Genomic DNA, 20,029 nt, shown 5'->3' on the forward strand with positions numbered 1-20,029 from the left:
GTACGCGCCCCGGCGGCCGCCCCTCACCGGGCCCCGTCGTACGGGTCACCGCCGTACCGGCCCCGCCCCTCCCGTACGCGCAAGGCTCCGACCGCGCGAGCGCCCGCCCCGCGGCTCACGAAAGGCTTCCCCACCCATGGCGCACGAACTGCCCCTGACCACCGCGCACCAGCCGCCCTCGGCCTCGCGCCGCAGACAGCGCGGCGTCACCCTCTTCGCCGTGCCCGCCCTCGTGTGGTACCTCTTCTTCCTCGCCGGGCCCCTCCTCGCGATGTTCGTCATCAGCGGGATGAGCTGGCCCGGCATGCTCGCCCCGCGCTCCTGGGCGGGCTGGGGCAACTTCGACACGGTGCTCCACGACGACCTGTTCTGGCACGCCGTGCGCAACAGCGTGATCCAGCTCGTCATCGTGCTCCCGATCATGATCCTCTGCGCCTTCATGACCGGCTACTACCTGACCCTGCGCCCGCGCGGCCACCACCTCCTGCGCATCGTCCTGTTCACCCCCGCGCTCATCTCCGCCTCGGCCAAGGCGATGCTCGGCTACGGCGTCTTCGCCCCCAACGGACTGCTCAACGGGCTCCTCGGCAACCTCGGTCTCGACTCGCTCGCCCGCCCCTGGCTCGCCGACCAGGGCACCGCGCTCGCCTGCGTCATGGGCATCGACCTGTGGTCCGGCATCGGCTTCACCGCCGTGCTCTTCGCCGCCCGGCTCGGCAGCGTCCCGCAGGAGATCTACGAGGCCGCCGAACTCGACGGCTGCGGGCACTGGCGGCGCATGTGGCGCATCGCCTTCCCCGTCGTCAAGGACTACGTGGGCGTCACCACGATGCTCCAGTTCCTCTGGATTCTCTTCGCCTCCGCCCAGAACGTCCTGCTCCTGACCCAGGGCGGCCCGGGCGACGCCACCACCAACCTCTCCTTCCTCGTCTACAACAAGGCGTTCGTCCAGTCCGACCTCGGCTACAGCCAGGCCGCGGGCGTCCTCCTCTTCCTCGTGGGGCTCCTCGGGATGCTCGGCATCCGCCGCGCCCTGCGGCAGTCGTACTGAACGGGCCCGCCGGCCCCGTACCGCCGCCCGTACCGCCGCCCCGCCCTCGCCCCGCTTTCTCTCGCCGCCCGCCGGAGTCCGCCATGACCACCACCGCACCCGCCCGCCCCAGCGCCGAACACGGCGCGGGACCCGCCCCCGCGCGCGCCCGGCGCCGCGGGCGCCGCAACCCGCTCGCCGGGCTCAGTCACGCCCTCGTCTGGCTCTACGCCCTCGCCCTCGTGGTGCCGCTCTACTACCTGATCATCTCCTCGCTCAAGTCCACCACCGCGATCTTCGACCACCCCCTCACCCCGCCCGCGCACCCCGTGTGGCACTACTTCGGCGACGCCCTCGACTACGCCGACCTCGACCTCGCGCTGGCCAACTCGGTCCTCGTCACCGCACTCGCGCTCCTGCTCACCCTCCTCCTCGCGATCCCCGCCGCCTTCGCGCTCGCGCGCGGCCAGGGCCGCCTCTCGGCACTCCTGGAACGGATCTTCTCGCTCGGCTTCCTCGTCCCGACCTTCGCCGCGCTCGTCCCGACCTTCCTCCTCGCCGCCGCGACCGGCCTCTTCCACACCCGTACCTTCGTCGTCCTGCTGCTGCCCGCCGGGGCGATGCCGCTCTCCGTCGTCCTGCTCACCCAGTTCATGCGCACGATCCCCGCCGAACTGGAGGAGGCCGCGCGCGTCGACGGCGCCACGACGGCCGCGATCCTGTGGCGCATTTACGTCCCGCTGTGCATGCCGGGCATCGCCACCGTCGTCCTCCTCAACTTCCTCAACTTCTGGAACGAGTACCTGTACTCGCTCGTCCTCATCGGCCCCGACACCGCCCAGCGCACGATCCAGGTCGCCCTGCCGACCCTCCAGAACAACCAGGCCACCGAGTACGGTGTCCTCATGGCCGGGACCCTCATCACCCTCGTCCCCGTCTACCTCCTGTACGTCCTCCTCCAGCGCCGGATGGAGGAGGCGATGATCAGTGGCGCTGTGAAGATGTGACGCGGGCCGCCGTCCCGCGGCGCGAGGCGCCGTGCGCGCGGCGGTCCCGAGCAGACCCCCACCGAAGCCGGGCCAGGACCGGCCGAGCACCCGGAGAAGACCGCCGCCGATGACAGCCGAGACGCCGCCCCAGCGGGGCCGCACCGCCGCACGCCGTGGACGCCCGTCCCAGCCGACCATCCTCGACGTGGCGGCGCTCGCCGGTGTGTCGAAGTCGGCCGTCTCGAAGGTCTTCAACAACCGCCCCGGCATCTCCGAGGCCACCCGCCTCCGCATCCTCGACGCCGCGGGAAAACTCGGCTGGTCCCCCAGCGCCTCCGCGACCGCGCTGCGCGGCGAACGCACCCGCACCATCGGGCTCGTCCTCGGCCGGGACGCCGACCTGCTCACCGCCGACCCCTACTTCGCCGAGCTGATCGCGGGCATGGAGCAGGAACTCGGGCCGCCCGGCTACGGCCTCCAACTGCACCTCGTCGGCGACGACTTCGTACGCGAGGAGGAGGTGTACGAACGCCTGGCCAGGGAACGCCGCGTCGACGCCTTCGTCCTCACCGAGAGCCGCATCGGCGACTCCCGCCCGGCCCTGCTGCGCCGCCTGCACGTCCCCGGACTCCTCGTCGGACGCCCCTGGCAGCGCGAGCACGCCGAAGGACTCCACTACCTGCACACGGACGAGGACCTGCACGGCATCACCGAGGCCGTCGAGCACCTCATCGGCCTCGGGCACCGCTCCCTGGCGTACGTGGCGGGTCCCGACAACCGCGTGCACACCGTGCTGCGCCGCCGCGCCGTCGAGGCCACGCTCGCCCGCCACGGCCTGCGCCCGCACTCCGTGATCCCCTGCGGTTTCGGCAACGCGACGGCCGCGGCCGTCACCGAACGGCTCTTCGCCGCGGACGCCGAGCCGCCCACCGCCGTGCTCTACCCCAACGACACGATGGCCCTCACCGCCATCGCCACGCTCACGCGGCTCGGCCTGCGGGTCCCCGAGGACGTCTCCGTCGTCGGCTACGACGATCTCGCCCTCGGCGTGTGGCTCCACCCGAGGCTCACCACTGTCAGCCAGAACGTGCAGGACATCGGCAGGGTCGCCGCGCTGCGCCTCCTCGCCGTGCTCGGCGAGGACGTCCCCGACCCGGGCCGGCCGCCCGCCCCGCACCTCGTCGTCCGCGAGTCCACGGGACCCGCGGCGCAGGCGCCCGGGGCCCCGGCTCAGGGTTCTCCCAGGGGCAACCCCTAAGGGTCGGGGCCGGAAAATATCAGGGTCGAGTGGGGGGAAAACCCGATAGGCGCGGGCGCTCGGGAGCCGTAGCGTCGTGGGTGAGGCGCCGGGCGTTCCGGCGTGCGCCACGACCGGGGGAGACGGCATGACCACGCAGGTACACAGCAGGGGCGAGCCGACCGCGCCCGCCCCCGCGCAATCCCGGCTGCCCTGGTGGGCGCTCGCCCTGCCGACCCTCGCCTTCCTCGTCCTGCTCGCCCTCGTCGCGCATCCCGGCGAGGCGCACGCGGCGGTGACCTCCCCAGGTCTCGCCGGTCTTCTCGACCGGTTCGGCGCCTTCCTCGGCGGCCTCATCGGCTGAGCGGCGACGGCCCCCTGTCACTCCTGCGGGGGGAGTGCGCAACTCCCTCCGCCGGGCCGCCCCTCTCGTGCGAAGCTGGGACGTATGAGCGCCGCCGTGTCCTCCGGGGGGATGTCCGCCCCCGCTCCCGCCACCACCCGTAAGCTCGTCCTGCTGCGTCACGCGAAGGCCGACTGGCCCGAGGGCTCCGACCACGACCGACCGCTCGCCGAGCGGGGCCGCAAGGACGCCCCCGCCGCCGGGCGCAGGCTCGCGGACCTCGGCATCGCCGCCGACCTCGCCCTGTGCTCCACCGCCCGCCGCACCCGTGAGACCTGGAAGCTCGCCGTCCCCGAACTCCCCGAGCGCCCGCGCACGGTCTACGAGGAGCGGATCTACGAGGCTGCCCCGGGCGCCCTGATCGAACTCCTCAACGAGGTGGACGACGAGGCCGCCACCGTCCTCCTCATCGGCCACAACCCCGGCGTCCAGGCACTCACCGAGATCCTCGCGGGCAGCGTCGCGGGCGAACGCGCGGCCCGCCTGAGCGGTCGCGACTTCCCCACGGCGGCCTTCTCGGTCCTGGAGTTCACCGGGCCCTGGAAGTCCCTGGAGCCAGGAGTCGCCACCCTCACCGACTACTGGGCCCCGCACGAGGCCTGAGCACGCACGCACGGGCGTGGCCCCGCTCCCGTACGCGGGGAAACGGGGCCACGGAACCGGCGCGGGCCGGGACCTGCCGGGCCGGGAGGCCGCCCGGTTTCCTCAGTCCGCCACCGCCCCGTCCGCCGCCTCGACCTCTTCCCGCGTGATCCCGAGGAGGTAGAGCACCGTGTCGAGGAAGGGCACGTTCACCGAGGTGTGCGCCGCCTCCCGCACCACCGGCTTCGCGTTGAAGGCGACGCCGAGCCCCGCCGTGTTGAGCATGTCGAGGTCGTTGGCCCCGTCACCGATCGCGACGGTCTGCGCGAGCGGCACCCCCGCCTGGTCGGCGAAGCGCCGCAGCAGCCGCGCCTTGCCCGCCCGGTCCACGATCTCGCCCGTGACCCGCCCGGTGAGCCTGCCGTCCACTATCTCCAGCGTGTTGGCGGCGGCGAAGTCCAGCCCGAGACGTTCCCGCAGCTCGTCGGTGACCTGGGTGAAGCCTCCCGAGACCACGCCCACCTGGTAGCCGAGCCGCTTCAGCGTGCGGATCAGCGTGCGCGCGCCCGGGGTGAGCCGTACCTCCGCGCGCACCTTCTCCACGACGGAGGCGTCGAGCCCCGCCAGCAGCGCCACCCGGGCGTGCAGGGACTGCGCGAAGTCCAGCTCGCCGCGCATCGCGGACTCGGTGACCCGCGCCACCTCCGCCTCGCACCCGGCGTGCGCGGCGAACAGTTCGATGACCTCGTCCTGGATGAGCGTCGAGTCGACGTCCATCACGACGAGCCGCTGCGCCCGCCGCTGGAGTCCGGCGGCGACCACGGCGATGTCCACGCCGAACTCCCCGGCACGCGGCGCGAGCGCCGAGCGGAGGGTGTCGGCGGGCACTCCGGACACGGCGAACTCCACCGCTGTCACGGGGTACTTGGCGAGGCGGAAGACGCGGTCGATATTGGCGCCGGCCCCCGTGATGCGCGCGGCGATCGCGGCGGTCGACTCGGCGGTCAGCGGGTTCCCGAGGACCGTGACGTGCGAACGCCCCGTGCCGCGTGGCCTGTTGTCGCCCGTACCGGAGATGATCTCGGCCGAGAGCCCCCAGGACTCCGCCCAGCTGTGGACCGTCGCCCGCAGCTCACCCTCCCGCACCCCGGGCGGTTCGGTCACGAGGGCACACAGCACGATGCGGCCCCGTGTGACGACCTGCTCGATGTCCACGACGTCCACGCCGAAGCCGGCGAGGGTGTCGAAGAGACCGGCGGTGAGGCCGGGGCGGTCCTTGCCGAAGATCTTGACGAGAAGAGTCGGCAGGTCCTCGGACGCCGACGCCGCAGACAGTGATGCGCTCATGGTGCCCCTACCGTATCGGCCCCCACCGCGCCGAAGAACGCCGTCCCGCAGGCCGGACACCCGGCCCCGCCCCGGCCGTCCTCCCGTCCCCGCGCCCACCGCCGTTACCGGGACGGAATCTCGTTCCTGCTTCCACCGCGGTGCCTTCGCCTGGAATAGTGCTGCCCCACGCCGAGCAGATCTTCCTCGGACGCGGAAAGTGACAAGCCCGTCGACGGGGCCATGGGGGACACGGACATATGGGGCTCGCGGTACCGGCATACGTACTGGAACTGAACGGCAGGACCTGGACGCTCGACCCGGCCAGGACATACACGGTGGGACGTGATCCGCAGGCGGACATCGTGTCCGAGGACGCCAGGGTCTCCTGGCGCCACGCCACCCTCGGCTGGACGGCGTCCGGCTGGACGATCGAGGACGGCGGCAGCACCAACGGCACCTTCCTGGAGGGCCGCCGGATCACCCGGGCGGTCCTCGGCCCCGGCACCGCGGTCCACCTCGGCAACGCCAGCGACGGCCCCCGCCTCACCGCCCGCCCCGCCGCCGCACCGGCGGCCAGCCCCGTGCCGCGGCAGGAGGGCTCCGAGCGGCCCGGCGCGGGAGGACCGGCGCAGCCGCCCGTACGGAACCAGCCGCCCATCCCCGACCCGCGCCCGGGACCGGGCCCCGGCCCCGTGGCCGACCCGCGCCCGGGACCGCGCCCCACCGCCGACCCGCGCCCCGCAGCGGACCCGCGCCCCCGTCAGGCCGGCGCCCCCTCCCACGGCGACCGCAGCCCCACGACCTTCCACCAGATGGCCGTGGGCCGCCGCATGAGCATCGGGCGCGCCCTGGGGAACGACCTCGTCGTCTCCGACCTCCAGGTCTCCCGGCATCACGCCGAGTTCCACGCGACGCCCGAGGGCCGCTTCGAGATACGCGACCTCGGCTCGCACAACGGCACGTACGTCAACGGGCAGCCGCTGCCCAAGTCCGGGAGCGCCCTGCTCGGCCCGCAGGACACCGTCGGCGTCGGCCACTCCGCCTTCCGGCTCGTCGACGGGCGCCTGGAGGAGTTCGTCGACTCCGGTGAGGTCTCCTTCACGGCCCGCCACCTCACCGTCGAGGTCGACGGCGGCAAGCAGATCCTCAAGGACGTCTCCTTCGGCGTCCCGGAGAAGTCCCTCGTCGCGGTGATCGGACCCTCGGGCTCGGGCAAGTCCACGCTCCTCAAGGCCCTCACCGGCTACCGCCCCGCCGACCAGGGCGCGGTCCTGTACGACCACCGCGACCTGTACAAGCAGTTCGCCGAGCTGCGCCAACGCATCGGGCTCGTCCCCCAGGACGACATCCTGCACAAGGAACTCACCGTGCGCCGCGCCCTGCGCTACGCGGCCAAGCTCCGCTTCCCCGCCGACACGAGCGAGCAGGAGCGCCAGGACCGCATCACCGAGGTGCTGCGCGAGCTGAAGCTCGACATCCACCAGGACAAGAAGGTCACCTCCCTCTCCGGCGGCCAGCGCAAACGCGTCTCGGTCGCGCTCGAACTGCTCACGAAGCCCTCGCTGATCTTCCTCGACGAGCCGACCTCGGGCCTCGACCCGGGCATGGACCGCGATGTGATGCAGCTCCTGCGCGGACTCGCCGACGACGGCCGCACGGTCCTCGTCGTGACGCACTCGGTCGCCGAGCTGTCACTGTGCGACAAGCTGCTCGTCATGGCGCCCGGCGGCTCCGTCGCCTACTTCGGGCCGCCGGCCGAGGCGCTCAACTTCTTCGGCTACACGAGCTGGGCCGACGTCTTCTCCGCCTTCGAGGAGTACCGGGAGTACGACTGGGCGGGCCGCTGGAAGGGCTCGCAGCACTACCAGCTGTACGCGGCCGAAGCGGACATCGCCGCCTCGCAGCCCGTGCCCGTGGTCGGCCAGAGCCCGTCGGCCCTGCGGCCGACGAAGCCGCAGGGCTGGTTCGCGCAGCTGTGGACGCTCACCGTGCGCTACCTCGCGGTGCTCGCCTCGGACCGCTTCTTCATGGCGCTCATGGTTGTCCTGCCGGTGGTGCTGGGCGTCGTCTCGGTGATCATCCCAGCGAAGTTCGGTCTCGCCCCGCCGACCCCGCCCTCGCGCTTCAACAGCGCGGCCGGGATGATCCTGATGATCCTCGTCGTGGGCATCTGTCTCGCGGGAGCGGCCAACTCCGTACGCGAACTGATCAAGGAACGGGTCATCTACGAACGGGAACGGGCCACCGGGCTCTCCCGCTCCGCGTACCTCATGTCGAAGGTCCTCGTGCTCGGCGTGGTCACCGCGCTCCAGGGCGTCATCATGACGCTTATCGGCACGAGCAGCCGCGCGCTGCCCGCCGAGGGCCTCGTCCTGCCGCCCGCCGCCGAGATCGGCGTCGCCGTCGTCGCGATGGGGCTCACGTCCATGGTCGTCGGCCTGGTGATCTCCGCGCTCGTGCGCACGAGCGAGATGACGATGCCGCTCCTCGTGATGTTCGCGATCGTCCAGCTCGTCTTCACCGGCACGCTCTTCCAGGTCTTCGACCGCCCGGGGCTCGAACAGCTCGCCTGGCTCATGCCCTCGCGCTGGGCGGTCGCGGCGGCGGGCGCCACGACCGATCTGGCCCACCTCATGCCGCCGTGGGACGAGAAGCGCCCCGGGGACCTCGATCCGCTGTGGGAGCACACGGCGGCCCAGTGGGGCATGAACATCGCCGTCCTGCTCGGCATCGCCGTCATCCTGCTCCTCGTCGTCTCGCGCCTCCTGCGCCGGCACGAGCCGGAGGTCATGCGCAAGTAGGGAGGAGCGGCGGAGGACGGGACGGTACGGGCGCGGGGCTCCGTACGCTGCGGCGCGGGCGTACGCCTGCCGCAAGCCGCTCCCGGACGCCCGCGGGCTCTCCCGTGCGCCTGCCCGCGAGGCTCCCGTACGCATGCCGCGAGGGCGGCACCCGATACCGGGTGCCGCCCTCGCGACTGGTCAATAGGGGGCCGTGGGCACGACCCCGTCTCTCCCGCTCAGCACTCCCCGTACGCCGGGTCGGCGCGTGGTGGAGTCTCTGCCGGGGCTCCGCCGGGCTCAGCCCGCGCGGTCTCGGGGGAATGCTCAGTAGGCCGAGTTCACGTTGTCCATCGAGCCGTAACGCTCGGCGGCGTAGTTGGCGGCGGCCGTGATGTTCGCGACCGGGTCGTAGATGTCGTTCGAGGTGCCCGCGACGTGCCAGTGCTCGAAGGTCGGCTGGATCACCTGGAGCAGGCCCTTGGAGGGGATGCCGTTCTGGGCGTTGATGTCCCACAGGTTGATCGCCCGGGTGTTGCCGGAGGACTCGCGCATGATGTTGCGGTGCAGACCCTCGTACGAGCCGGGGATGCCCTTCGCCTTCATGATGTCGAGCGACTCGCGAATCCAGCCGTCCAGGTTGTTCGGGTAGCTCTTGACGGCCGAGCGCTTGGCGTTGCGGCTCGCGGCCTGCTCGGTGGCGCGGTCCTTCGTGGCCTGCGCCTTCTTCTTCGCCTCGGCGGCCTTGGCGGCCTTGACCTTCGCCTCGGCGGCCTTCGCCTGCTCGGAGGCACCGGCCTGCTGGTTGGTGATGCTGGCGTGCAGCTCCTTGGCCTGGGCGTTGCCGCCGGTCAGGCTGCTGTACGCGGCCGGCTCGGAGGCGGCGACGCTCTGCGAGGCGGAGCTGGAGCCGCTCGTCGCGGGGATCGCGATGCCACAGGCGAGGACGGCGGCCGAGACGCTGCCTATACCCGCGAGCTGGAGCTTCTGGGTGCGGCTCAGGTTGCCGCCGCGCAGCGCCGCCGGAACGGCGCCCGCGACCTTGGCCTGCGCGGTGCCGACCTGCTCGCCGAACTTGCTGGAGGAGACGCGCTGCTGGATCGAGCCGAGCTGGCTGGTGACCTGACGACGACCGTCGTTGATTCGCTTCTGGGCGTTGCGGATGCGAGTGGAGATGTCAGACATGGCAGATGTGACCTCTTCGTGTAAGCGGGGAGGTCGCTCTCGGCCCGTGGGGGACGAATGGTTTTCCCGGCCTGGCGCCGGGTAGAGACCGACGTCGAGCGACGGGTGCCATTGTTAGCGGCCGCAAAAATCCGTGGCAAAGATGTGACGTACGATGCGGCTTAGTTATAAAGCGTCCGTTTTGGCCCCTATGGAAGCGCAAAATCCCCGCTCGTATCGGACATACGGCATGTACTACGCAAGTTCGTACGTGACGCGCGCCCTATGCCGGTCCTCACAAGCCGCTCATCCGGATTTCACCAACAGTTGCTTCCGCAAAGCGGAGGGTGCACGGATTTCAGCCTCTCGGGCCCGGCCTCCACCCGGAGACCTAGGCCCGGCGCGCTGCCCCGCCCGGCCGCAAGGCCGATGCCCGCCGTGAGGCGCCCGGCTACGGTGAGCCCATGCCCCCCGCCACACCCACGGGCCTCCGCGCGGTCAGCTCCGCCCTGCTCGCGATGAGCAGGCCCCTGGAGGTCCAGGACGTCCTGCACACGATCGTCGCCTCGGCCCGCGAACTGCTCGACGCCGAGTACGCCGCCCTCGGCGTCCCCGACGACCACGGCGGCTTCGCCCAGTTCGTCGTCGACGGCGTGAGCGAGGAGCAGTGGAAGGCCATCGGCCCCCTCCCGCGCCGCCACGGCATCCTCGCCGCGCTGCTCGAAGAAGGCCGCACCGAGCGCCTCGCCGACGTCCGCCGCGACCCCCGCTTCAAGCGCTGGCCCGCCGCCCACCCCGACATGAGCGACTTCATCGGCCTCCCGGTCCGCCACGGCGACGAGACGATCGCCGCCCTCTTCCTCGCCAACAAGCGCTGCCCCCACCCCGAGAACACCTGCGGCTTCACCGAGGAGGACGAGGAACTGCTCGGGATGCTCGCCCAGCACGCCGCCATCGCCCTCACCAACGCCCGCCTCTACGAGCGCAGCCGCGAACTGACCATCGCCGAGGAACGCTCCCGGCTCGCCCACGAGCTGCACGACGCCGTGAGCCAGAAGCTCTTCTCCCTCCGCCTCACCGCCCAGGCCGCCACCGCGCTCGTCGACCGCGACCCGGCCCGCGCCAAGGAGGAACTGCACCAGGTCGCAGCCCTCGCCGCCGAGGCCGCCGACGAGCTGCGCGCCGCGGTCGTCGAACTGCGGCCCGCCGCGCTCGACGAGGACGGCCTCGTCGCGACCCTGCGCACCCAGATCCGCGTACTCGACCGCGCCCACGCCGCGCGCGTCACCTTCCGGGGAGAAGGGGTACGGGCGCTGCCCGCCGCCCAGGAGGAGGCGCTGCTGCGCGTGGCCCAGGAGGCACTGCACAACGCGCTCCGCCACTCCGGCGCCGCCCACGTCGACGTCGTCCTGCGCCGTACGGGCCGCGGCGCCGTGCTGCGCGTCACCGACGACGGCGGCGGCTTCGACCCGAGAGGGGTGCGCCGGGCGGGCCGGCACCTCGGCCTCGTCTCCATGCGCGACCGCGCGGCGGGCGTCGGCGGCTCGCTCACGGTGGACTCGGCGCCCGGCAAGGGCACCACGATCGAGATGGAGGTACCCGGTGGCTGATACAGGGGAGTGGGTGGCCCGCACGGAGTCGGGGCGTGCGGAGGCGGCCCGTACGGCCCGTGCGGAGACGCCCCGTACAGAGGAGGAGAAGGCGGGCGCCGCACCCGGTGCCCCCCGCCCGATCCGGGTGCTCCTCGTCGACGACCACCAGGTCGTCCGCAGGGGACTGCGCACCTTCCTGGAGATCCAGGACGACATCGAGGTGGTCGGCGAGGCCGCGGACGGGGAGGAGGGCGTCGCGCGCGCGGGGCAGCTGCGCCCCGACGTGATCCTCATGGACGTGAAGATGCCCGGCACCGACGGCGTCGAGGCGCTGCGCACCCTGCGCGCCCTCGGCAACGAGGTACGGGTCCTGATCGTGACGAGCTTCACCGAGCAGCGCACCGTCGTGCCCGCGCTGCGCGCCGGAGCGGCCGGCTACGTGTACAAGGACATCGACCCCGAGGCCCTCGCCGGGGCGATCCGCTCCGTGCACGCCGGGCACGTCCTCCTTCAGCCCGAGGTCGCGGGGATGCTCCTCGCGCAGGAGGAGCAGGCCCCGCAGCCACCGCGCGGCGGCTCCCTCACGGAGCGCGAACGCGAGGTGCTGGGCCTCATCGCGGACGGCCGCTCCAACCGCGAGATCGCCCGCGCACTCGTCCTCTCCGAGAAGACGGTGAAGACGCACGTATCGAACATCCTGATGAAACTCGACCTCGCCGACCGCACCCAGGCCGCCCTGTGGGCCGTGCGGCACGGCTACAGCGACTGAAGTCCCTGGTGGTACGCGGTGTGCTCGGATGGTTGCACGAAAGGATGAGATTCATACCAACGAGCGCACCTCACCCGGACGGCGGAACGTGCGGAGCGGACGCGCGTTCTCCAGTGCACCCCGGGGCGACGGGCCCCTGGGTACTCAGGAGGACGAGAAAGTGATCAACTTCAAGAAGGCCGCGACCGTGACCCTGGTGGCCGGGGGGCTGCTCGCCGCGGGTACCGGTATGGCCTCCGCCACCGACTGCCCGCCCGCCCACGGCGGCGGTCACGGCGGCCACCACGCTCCCGGCCACCACGGTGGCCACCACGGCGGCGGTCACCACGGCGGCGGCTCCCACGCCGGTGGCGGCGCCCAGGCGAACGGCGTCGCGACCCGCTCCCCGGGCATCCTCTCGGGCAACCTCGTGCAGGTCCCGGTCAACATCCCGGTCAACGTGAGCGGCAACACGATCAACGTGATCGGCCTCCTCAACCCGGCCTTCGGCAACAGCGCCGTCAACCGCTGACGCCTCCGCCGCCGTTCTTCACCCGAACGGTGGTGAAAGCGCCCAACCGGGCGCTGCCCCGTGACCCCACGCGCCCCCGGCGCGTTTCCCAGCGTGCGGCCCCCAGCCAGGGGCCGTGAAACGCATCTGTGGAGGAGTAACACCCATGAGCATCGCCAAGAAGGCCGTCCTGACCGTCGCCGCCGCGGGCCTCGCCGCCGCCGTCCCGGCGGGCGCCGCCTTCGCCGACTCCGGTGCCGAGGGCGCCGCCATCGGTTCCCCCGGCGTCGCCTCCGGCAACCTGGTCCAGGTCCCCGTGCACGTGCCGGTCAACGTCTCCGGCAACAGCATCAACGTCATCGGCCTGCTGAACCCGGCCTTCGGCAACGCCGCGGTCAACAGCTGACCCGAGCGACACCCGACGGGGCCCGGCACGCCACCCAGGCGCGCCGGGCCCCGCCCGCTGCCCGGCCCCCCGCGCGCGGACGCCGCCCCGGCCCCGTACCGCCCCGGACGGTCACCGCTCCCGCTCCTCCACCATCCCGTTGTACGCGGCCACGAGCGCCCGCCGAGCCGTCCGCTCCACAGGGCGCAGGGCCTCCGCCCGCGCCGCCATCTCCCCGGCACTCACCGCGGCCCCGTGCCCGCTCTCGTACGCGAGCGACACCAGCACCCCGATCCGCCGCCCCAGCTCCACGACCCGCACCGCCCGGGCCGGATACCCCGGCGCGAGGACCTCGCTCGCCCCGGCGCCGTGCAACCGCGCCCGGTACGCCCCGATCGCCGCCTCCGCGACCGGGCCCGAGGCCGCCACGTCGAGCCGCGAGAGCACCGCCGTCGCCTCCCGCATCGCCTCCGCCAGCTCCCGCTCCGCCTCGCCCAGCGAGGGCACGTCCGCGGGCGGCGCCTCGCGCACCGGCATGCACCGCCACTCCACCTCCACATGCGCATCGCCCGCGGGCCCCGCCTCGAAGACCTCCGGCACGAGCCCGTACGGCACCCCCACCGCCACCACGGCCTCCTCCGCGTCCAGCGCCGCGGCGTTGAACTCCGGCGGACCCGAGAGCCCCAGCGGATGCCCGGGCGCCGGCAGCGCGAGCCGCAGCCCGCGCGCCCCGAGCGCCCGCAGCCGCCCCAGCGCCAGCGTCAGCCCGACGGGCCCCCGCTCGCCCGGCAGCCCTGTGACCCGGTGCACGACGTCCTCGCCGACGATCGCGCTCGCGGCGTCATCCGGCGGGACAAGACCGGCGAAAAGTGCATTCCCCCAAGCGGTCAGCCGCCCGGAGCGTGGTTCAACGCGCATGCCCCCAGCCTAAGGACAGGACAGGCCACGGCTTCCCCCGGCCGGTGGCGTAGGTTTTCTCCAGGGGGACACCCCTTGGGGGCTGCGTCCGATCGACGCCAGCGACAAGCCGCGAGAGACAATGGGAGACACGGCGCTCATGAGCGATGTACTGGAACTGGTGGACGTATCGGTGGTCCGCGAGGGCCGGGCTCTGGTCGAGCAGGTCTCCTGGTCCGTGAAGGAGGGAGAGCGCTGGGTCATCCTCGGCCCCAACGGCGCCGGCAAGACCACCCTCCTCAACGTGGCCTCCAGCTACCTCTTCCCCACCACTGGCACCGTCAGCATCCTCGGCGACCGCCTCGGCCGGGTCGACGTCTTCGAACTGCGCCCCCGCATCGGCGTCGCCGGGGTCGGCATGGCCGAAAAGCTCCCCCGCCGCCAGACCGTCCTCCAGACCGTCCTCACCGCGGCCTACGGCATGACAGCGACGTGGCAGGAGTCGTACGAGGACATCGACGAGCAGCGCGCCCGCGCCTTCCTCGACCGCCTCGGCATGACCGAGTACCTCGACCGCCGCTTCGGCACCCTCTCCGAGGGCGAACGCAAGCGCACCCTCATCGCCCGCGCCCTCATGACGGACCCCGAACTGCTCCTCCTCGACGAGCCCGCCGCCGGACTCGACCTCGGCGGCCGCGAGGACCTCGTCCGCCGCCTCGGCCGCCTCGCCCGCGACCCGATCGCCCCCTCGATGATCATGGTGACCCACCACGTCGAGGAGATCGCCCCCGGCTTCACGCACGTCCTCATGATCCGCCAGGGCAAGGTGCTCGCCGCGGGCCCGCTCGAACTCGAACTCACCTCGCGCAACCTCTCCCGCTGCTTCGGCCTCCCGCTCGTCGTCGAGCAGCAGGGCGAACGCTGGACCGCCCGCGGCCTGCCCCTCGGCTGAGGCCCGCCCCGCCCCCGTACGCCCCCAACGCCCCCTGTCCGCAGGGGGCGTTGCGCGCCTACCATGCCCCCGTGGACATCGACGCGTGGGTGTGGTGGCTGATCGGCGCGGTGGCACTGGGGATTCCCCTCGTGGTGACCGCCATGCCGGAGTTCGGGATGTTCGCGGCGGGCGCCGTCGCGGGCGCGATCGCGGCCGCGCTCGGCGGCGGCATCGTGATCCAGGTACTGGTCTTCGTCCTCGTCTCGATCGCGGGAATCGCCGTCGTACGCCCCCTCGCCGCCCGGCAGCGCGCCCAGCGCCCGCACCTCGCCAGCGGCATCGACGCCCTCAAGGGCCGCCAGGCCGTCGTCGTCGCACGCGTCGACGCGAGCGGCGCGGGCCGCGTCAAACTCGCGGGCGAGATCTGGTCGGCGCGCTCCCTCGACGCCGAGCAGACCTTCGAACCCGGCCAGTCCGTCGACGTCGTCGACATCGACGGCGCCACGGCGGTGGTCATGTGAGCACCCGCCGCCCGCCCCCACCACACCCTGCGCGCCGGAGCCGCCCGCCACGATCCGGCCGAATCCCGGCGCTTTACCGCCCAGTTACCGCTCAGCGGGACCCGGCCCGCGCGAAACGGCCCCGAGCGCACCGAGGTTCTGACAGACTCGCCGTCAAGATCCACCGCACGCAGGCTTGCTAGCCACCACGGCACGAAGGGCACGGGCTACACGATGGCACCGATCATCATCGTCCTCATCATCCTGGTGGTGCTCGTCTTCATCGCCCTGATCAAGACGATCCAGGTGATCCCCCAGGCGAGCGCCGCTATCGTGGAGCGCTTCGGCCGCTACACCCGCACCCTCAACGCGGGCCTCAACATCGTCGTCCCCTTCATCGACACCATCCGCAACCGCATCGACCTGCGCGAACAGGTCGTCCCCTTCCCGCCCCAGCCGGTGATCACCCAGGACAACCTGGTCGTCAACATCGACACGGTCATCTACTACCAGGTCACCGACGCCCGCGCCGCGACGTACGAGGTCGCCAGCTACATCCAGGCGATCGAACAGCTCACCGTCACGACGCTCCGCAACATCATCGGCGGCATGGACCTGGAACGGACCCTCACCTCGCGCGAGGAGATCAACGCGGCCCTGCGCGGCGTACTCGACGAGGCCACGGGCAAGTGGGGCATCCGCGTCAACCGCGTCGAACTGAAGGCGATCGAGCCGCCCACCTCCATCCAGGACTCGATGGAGAAGCAGATGCGCGCCGACCGCGACAAGCGCGCCGCGATCCTCCAGGCCGAAGGCGTCCGGCAGTCCGAGATCCTGCGCGCCGAGGGCGAGAAGCAGTCCGCGATCCTGCGCGCCGAGGGCGAGGCCAAGGCCGCCGCGCTGCGCGCCGAGGGCGAGGCCCAGGCGATCCGCACCGTCTTCGAGTCGATCCACGCGGGCGACCCCGACCAGAAGCTCCTCTCCTACCAGTACCTCCAGATGCTCCCGAAGATCGCCGAGGGCGACGCCAACAAGCTCTGGATCGTGCCCAGCGAGATCGGCGACGCCCTCAAGGGCCTCAGCGGCGCGGTCGGCAACTTCGGCGGCCTCGGCAACCTCGGCGGAGGCGGAGGCGGCAGCGACGCCAAGGCGGCCCCCACCGCCCCCGGCACCGGCGGCAAGCCCTTCCCCCGCGAACAGCGCCCGCCCATCGACTGAGCGCCCACCCCGCAGGCTCTCGTACGACAGCGGGGGCGGCCCTCTCCCGGACCAACGTCCGCGGGGGGCCGCCCCGTCTTCATACCCCTACCCGGCGGCCTGTTCAGGCCACCACCCCGTGCCCCAGCCACGCAGGCAGACCCAGCAGGTCGTCCTGCCCCAGCGCGAGCAGCATCGCGTGCGCCGGAGTCGGCTCGAACGGCTGCCGCAGCAGCGGCATCCCGGCCTGCTCGGGCGTCCGGTCCGCCTTGCGGTGGTTGTCCTCCGCGCAGGAGGCCACCGTGTTGAGCCAGGAGTCCGCCCCGCCCCGCGACTTGGGCACCACGTGGTCCACCGTCGTCGCCCGCCGCCCGCAGTACGCGCACCTGTGCCGGTCCCGCACCAGGACACCCCGGCGCGACCACGGCGCTTGTCTTCGGAACGGCACCCGTACGTACCGGCAGAGCCTGATCACCTGCGGCACCGGCAGATCCAGCGTCGCGGCCCGCATCCGCAGCCCCGGGTGCGCGCGCTCGACGACGGCCTTGTCGGTGAGGACCAGCACCACCGCGCGGTGCAAGGTCACCGTCGACAGCGGCTCGAAGCTCGCGTTGAGCACCAGCGTGTCCCGCATCTCGCCCACCTCCCCGCTCCCCGGCCGCCCCCTGGCGGTCGGGATCAACTCTGGCCGGGCACAACGAGATGGACAACGCAATAAAAAGTGCCCTCCCCTGATCAATTCCATGACCGGAGGAGGGCAAACACGCGAGGCGGACCCCGGTTGCGCGCGACGGCTCGTCAGCTCGCCGGGATCTCGTACGTACCGACGAGCTGCGCGCGGCCCACGGTGTGGAAGTGGAGGTTGAAGCCGACGACCGCGGGCGTCGCCGAGGCATCGGGACCGAGCTTCTCCTGATCCACCGCGTGCACCGTGAAGACATAGCGGTGCGCCGGGTCGCCCGGGGGCGGCGCCGCCCCGCCGAACTCCTCGCCGCCGTAGTCGTTGCGCGCCTGCACGGCACCCGCGGGCAGCCCCGCGAAGGAACCCGTACCGGCCCCCGCGGGCAGCTCGGTGACCGTCGCCGGGATGTCGAAGACCACCCAGTGCCAGAAGCCGCTGCCGGTCGGCGCGTCCGGGTCGTAGCACGTCACCGCGTAGCTCCTCGTGCCCTTTGGCGCCCCCTCCCAGCGCAGGTGCGGCGAAATGTTGCCACCGTCCTGCGCCTGCGCCCGGCCGAGCGGCGCACCCTCGGAAACGTCGTCGCTGACCACGGTGAAGGCCGGCACCTGCGGCAACAGCTCGTAGGGGAGCGGTGGCCTCTTCTCACTCACGTCGCGAATCCTCCAGTACGGGTGTGACCGGGGCCTCTGTCGTGGCGGCGGCCCACGGCGGTGGTGGTGGCCAGCCTAGATCCGCCGGCCACCACCGCCGGTACCCCGCCCCGCCCACCCCGGAACCCGCCGCGGTCGGACCAGCCGCGGTCGGAACCCGCCGCAGTCGGGACCGCCGCGGTCAGAACCAGCTGCGTCGGCTGCCGACCTCGGAGATCCACTGGTGCAGGTACGCGTCCCAGTCGGTGTCGCCGAAGTGGTGCAGCCCGACCCGGAAGGCGCGGAAGGAGTCGCTGCCCTCGGTGAAGAGCCCGTCCTTCTTGTCCATCTCCAGGACGACGTCCATCTCACGGTCGTCCGAGACGAAGCTCAGCTCGACCTGGTTGAGACCGCGGTACTGCTGCGGCGGGTAGAACTCGATCTCCTGGTAGAAGGGGAGCCGCTGCCGCGTCCCACGGATCGAGCCGCGTTCCAGGTCCGCGCTCTTGAACCGGAAGCCGAGCCGCCCGAACGCGTCGAGAATGGCTTCCTGCGCCGGCAGCGGGTGCACGGCGACGGGATCGAGGTCGCTGGAGTCCACCGCGCGCGCGATCTGGAGCTCGGTGGTCACCCCGACGTTCATCCCGCGCAGGTGCTGCCCCCCGAAGGTCGTGATCGGCGTCTCCCACGGGATCTCCAGGCCGAAGGGCACGACGTGCGTCGCCCCTTCGTGCAGCAGGAAGGCACCGCCGAGGCTCACCCGGTGGAACTCGATGTTCTGCTTGTACTCCTGGTCGCCGCTCTCGACCTCGACCCGCGCCTGGAGCCCGACCGAGAGCCCCTCGATCTGCTGATCCACGGCGCCGCCCTGGATACGGACCTCGCCCTGCACCACACCGCCGGGCACCACGTTCTCCTCGAACAGCACCGTCTCGACCTCGGCACCGCCGGAACCGAGACTCGCCAGCAGCTTCCTGAACCCCATGTGTCCGCCTCTTCCCTCGTTGACTTTCCGTGGAGATGCGCCCGTGCCTTCGCACGAGCACCCTGCGTCCGGTACGGGTGGTGCGCCGCAGGACTCGCTCATACGAACGCGCCTTCGGCCGTCCCGGTTCCGGCGCCCGCGAACCGGCCCCCCGTACCCTCGGGGTCCATGCCTTCAGTACCTGTACCCCCGGAGGACATGATCGCGGCCCATGACCGTACGCCTCTGCCCCGCTCCTTCTTCGACCGCCCGGTCCTGGAAGCCGCACCCGCCCTCCTCGGCCGGCTCCTCGTCCGTGAACTCCCCGAGGGCCGCGTCGTCCTGCGCGTCACCGAGGTCGAGGCCTACGCGGGCGAGTCGGACCCCGGCTCGCACGCCTACCGGGGCCGCACCGCGCGCAACGCCGTCATGTACGGACCGCCGGGGCACGCCTACGTCTACTTCACCTACGGCATGTGGCACTGCCTGAACGTCGTGTGCGGCCCCGAGGGCTTCGCCTCCGGAATCCTGCTGCGCGCCGGTGAGGCCGTCGAGGGCGCCGACATCGCCCGGCTGCGCCGCCCCACTGCCCGCCGCGACCACGAACTCGCCAAGGGCCCGGCCCGTCTGGCGACGGCTCTCGGCGTGGACCGCGCACTGGACGGTACGGATCTGTGCGGACCCGAGGGCGAACCGCTCCGCCTCCTCGCGGGCACCCCGGCCCCGGCAGCCCTCGTGCGCAGCGGTCCGCGCACGGGCGTCTCGGGCGAGGGCGGGGTGCACCCCTGGCGTTTCTGGATCGACGGCGAACAGAGCGTCAGCCCCTACCGGGCCCACACCCCCCGCCGCCGTTCGGGCACCGCACGCGGGACGACGACCAAGGGTTCTTGACTCTCGCCGTCCGAAGCCCTAACGTAGGACGAGCCGCTTGTGCCGGTAGCGCTCAACGCGATGACGGACAGTGGCACCTCTACTACTCAACGACTCAGGCCCGCAGGGGCCTGTTTTCCGGTGCGCCTTTTATCGGCGCCCTGAAAATGAGTGGCAGCCCGATTAGGAGCTCCACGGAAAGTCGGTTAACGTAGTGGACATGCCGAAGGGAAACGGAAAGGCCGAAAGGTCGGGCCGGGAACCGGAAAGCGCCGAGGAAATCGGGCCCGAGAGAGTCTGATAGAGTCGGAAACACGAAATACCGAAGGGAAAACGCCCGGAGGAAAGCCCGAGAGGGTGAGTACGAAGGAAGCGTCCGTTCCTTGAGAACTCAACAGCGTGCCAAAAGTCAACGCCAGATATGTTGATACCCCGACCAAGGGCCATCATGGCCTGAGGTTGAGGTTCCTTTGAAACACACACAGCGAGGACGCTGTGAACCTGGGAGATTATTCCTCTCCCGGTTCCGCTCTCGTGGTGTCTCTCCCGATTACGGGAAAACATTCACGGAGAGTTTGATCCTGGCTCAGGACGAACGCTGGCGGC

At 71.9% G+C, this 20,029-nt stretch carries 20 protein-coding genes; 14 read left to right on the plus strand and 6 right to left on the minus strand.

From position 1 onward, the window contains the following. The first annotated feature begins 136 nt into the window (after window positions 1-136). The 5 genes from ACIP4O_RS11080 to ACIP4O_RS11100 all read left to right on the plus strand — a co-directional run bounded on the left by ACIP4O_RS11080 (window position 137) and on the right by ACIP4O_RS11100 (window position 4,262). Window positions 137-1,051, plus strand: coding sequence for a carbohydrate ABC transporter permease (locus ACIP4O_RS11080; protein WP_401573716.1), 915 nt, complete (start codon window positions 137-139; stop codon window positions 1,049-1,051). Between the two features lie 83 nt (window positions 1,052-1,134). Beyond that, window positions 1,135-2,037, plus strand: a complete 903-nt coding sequence (locus tag ACIP4O_RS11085) for a carbohydrate ABC transporter permease (RefSeq protein WP_401573718.1) — start codon at window positions 1,135-1,137, stop codon at window positions 2,035-2,037. Window positions 2,038-2,146: 109 nt separating this feature from the next. Further along, window positions 2,147-3,277 carry a LacI family DNA-binding transcriptional regulator gene (locus tag ACIP4O_RS11090; protein WP_401573720.1) on the plus strand — a complete coding sequence of 377 codons (1,131 nt, stop codon included), beginning with the start codon at window positions 2,147-2,149 and terminating at the stop codon, window positions 3,275-3,277. Between the two features lie 127 nt (window positions 3,278-3,404). Continuing rightward, window positions 3,405-3,620, plus strand: a complete 216-nt coding sequence (locus ACIP4O_RS11095) for a hypothetical protein (protein WP_361325920.1) — start codon at window positions 3,405-3,407, stop codon at window positions 3,618-3,620. 84 nt (window positions 3,621-3,704) lie between these two features. Further along, the gene (locus ACIP4O_RS11100; RefSeq protein WP_361325923.1) at window positions 3,705-4,262 is read left to right on the plus strand and encodes a histidine phosphatase family protein; all 558 of its coding nucleotides are present in this window, start codon (window positions 3,705-3,707) and stop codon (window positions 4,260-4,262) included. 102 nt (window positions 4,263-4,364) lie between these two features. Here the strand turns inward: ACIP4O_RS11100 and serB are convergent, their stop codons facing one another. Then, window positions 4,365-5,588, minus strand: coding sequence for a phosphoserine phosphatase SerB (gene serB, locus ACIP4O_RS11105; RefSeq protein ID WP_361325925.1), 1,224 nt, complete (start codon window positions 5,586-5,588; stop codon window positions 4,365-4,367). A gap of 239 nt (window positions 5,589-5,827) precedes the next feature. Here serB and ACIP4O_RS11110 point away from each other — a divergent pair, with 239 nt between their 5' ends. Then, window positions 5,828-8,371, plus strand: a complete 2,544-nt coding sequence (locus ACIP4O_RS11110; protein WP_401573722.1) for an FHA domain-containing protein — start codon at window positions 5,828-5,830, stop codon at window positions 8,369-8,371. Window positions 8,372-8,677: 306 nt separating this feature from the next. Here the strand turns inward: ACIP4O_RS11110 and ACIP4O_RS11115 are convergent, their stop codons facing one another. Beyond that, a complete protein-coding gene (locus ACIP4O_RS11115) occupies window positions 8,678-9,535 on the minus strand; it encodes a transglycosylase SLT domain-containing protein (RefSeq protein WP_401573724.1) in 858 nt (285 codons plus the stop codon). A gap of 443 nt (window positions 9,536-9,978) precedes the next feature. Here ACIP4O_RS11115 and ACIP4O_RS11120 point away from each other — a divergent pair, with 443 nt between their 5' ends. From ACIP4O_RS11120 to ACIP4O_RS11135, 4 genes are all read left to right on the plus strand, one after another. After that, on the plus strand, window positions 9,979-11,124 hold the full coding sequence (locus tag ACIP4O_RS11120; protein ID WP_401573726.1) for a GAF domain-containing sensor histidine kinase: 1,146 nt from the start codon (window positions 9,979-9,981) through the stop codon (window positions 11,122-11,124). A gap of 121 nt (window positions 11,125-11,245) precedes the next feature. After that, window positions 11,246-11,875 carry a response regulator gene (locus tag ACIP4O_RS11125; protein WP_401573953.1) on the plus strand — a complete coding sequence of 210 codons (630 nt, stop codon included), beginning with the start codon at window positions 11,246-11,248 and terminating at the stop codon, window positions 11,873-11,875. Window positions 11,876-12,035: 160 nt separating this feature from the next. Next, window positions 12,036-12,386 (plus strand): chaplin, encoded by a 351-nt coding sequence (locus ACIP4O_RS11130; RefSeq protein ID WP_401573728.1) that lies wholly within the window; start codon window positions 12,036-12,038, stop codon window positions 12,384-12,386. A 145-nt stretch (window positions 12,387-12,531) separates the two neighbouring features. Next, window positions 12,532-12,771, plus strand: a complete 240-nt coding sequence (locus tag ACIP4O_RS11135) for a chaplin (protein ID WP_164290809.1) — start codon at window positions 12,532-12,534, stop codon at window positions 12,769-12,771. 111 nt (window positions 12,772-12,882) lie between these two features. Here the strand turns inward: ACIP4O_RS11135 and ACIP4O_RS11140 are convergent, their stop codons facing one another. Next, complete coding sequence (locus ACIP4O_RS11140; protein ID WP_401573730.1) at window positions 12,883-13,668, minus strand: hypothetical protein; 786 nt, start codon at window positions 13,666-13,668, stop codon at window positions 12,883-12,885. Window positions 13,669-13,807: 139 nt separating this feature from the next. Between ACIP4O_RS11140 and ACIP4O_RS11145 the strand changes: the two genes are divergently transcribed. From ACIP4O_RS11145 to ACIP4O_RS11155, 3 genes are all read left to right on the plus strand, one after another. Continuing rightward, complete coding sequence (locus ACIP4O_RS11145; RefSeq protein ID WP_361325944.1) at window positions 13,808-14,599, plus strand: ABC transporter ATP-binding protein; 792 nt, start codon at window positions 13,808-13,810, stop codon at window positions 14,597-14,599. A 71-nt stretch (window positions 14,600-14,670) separates the two neighbouring features. Further along, window positions 14,671-15,102: an NfeD family protein gene (locus ACIP4O_RS11150; RefSeq protein ID WP_361325947.1), complete on the plus strand. Its 432-nt coding sequence runs from the start codon at window positions 14,671-14,673 to the stop codon at window positions 15,100-15,102. 213 nt (window positions 15,103-15,315) lie between these two features. Next, window positions 15,316-16,299 carry an SPFH domain-containing protein gene (locus tag ACIP4O_RS11155; RefSeq protein ID WP_129288351.1) on the plus strand — a complete coding sequence of 328 codons (984 nt, stop codon included), beginning with the start codon at window positions 15,316-15,318 and terminating at the stop codon, window positions 16,297-16,299. A 103-nt stretch (window positions 16,300-16,402) separates the two neighbouring features. Here the strand turns inward: ACIP4O_RS11155 and ACIP4O_RS11160 are convergent, their stop codons facing one another. The 3 genes from ACIP4O_RS11160 to ACIP4O_RS11170 form a co-directional block, all read right to left on the minus strand. Then, window positions 16,403-16,912, minus strand: coding sequence for an HNH endonuclease (locus ACIP4O_RS11160; protein ID WP_361325951.1), 510 nt, complete (start codon window positions 16,910-16,912; stop codon window positions 16,403-16,405). A 164-nt stretch (window positions 16,913-17,076) separates the two neighbouring features. Next, window positions 17,077-17,610, minus strand: coding sequence for a YbhB/YbcL family Raf kinase inhibitor-like protein (locus tag ACIP4O_RS11165; RefSeq protein ID WP_401573734.1), 534 nt, complete (start codon window positions 17,608-17,610; stop codon window positions 17,077-17,079). A gap of 181 nt (window positions 17,611-17,791) precedes the next feature. Then, complete coding sequence (locus tag ACIP4O_RS11170) at window positions 17,792-18,574, minus strand: sporulation protein (protein ID WP_361325958.1); 783 nt, start codon at window positions 18,572-18,574, stop codon at window positions 17,792-17,794. Window positions 18,575-18,772: 198 nt separating this feature from the next. Here ACIP4O_RS11170 and ACIP4O_RS11175 point away from each other — a divergent pair, with 198 nt between their 5' ends. After that, the gene (locus ACIP4O_RS11175; protein ID WP_401573955.1) at window positions 18,773-19,444 is read left to right on the plus strand and encodes a DNA-3-methyladenine glycosylase; all 672 of its coding nucleotides are present in this window, start codon (window positions 18,773-18,775) and stop codon (window positions 19,442-19,444) included. Window positions 19,445-20,029: the final 585 nt, after the last annotated feature.

It is taken from the genome of Streptomyces sp. NPDC088923, assembly GCF_044749745.1.
Taxonomy (GTDB): Bacteria; Actinomycetota; Actinomycetes; order Streptomycetales; family Streptomycetaceae; genus Streptomyces.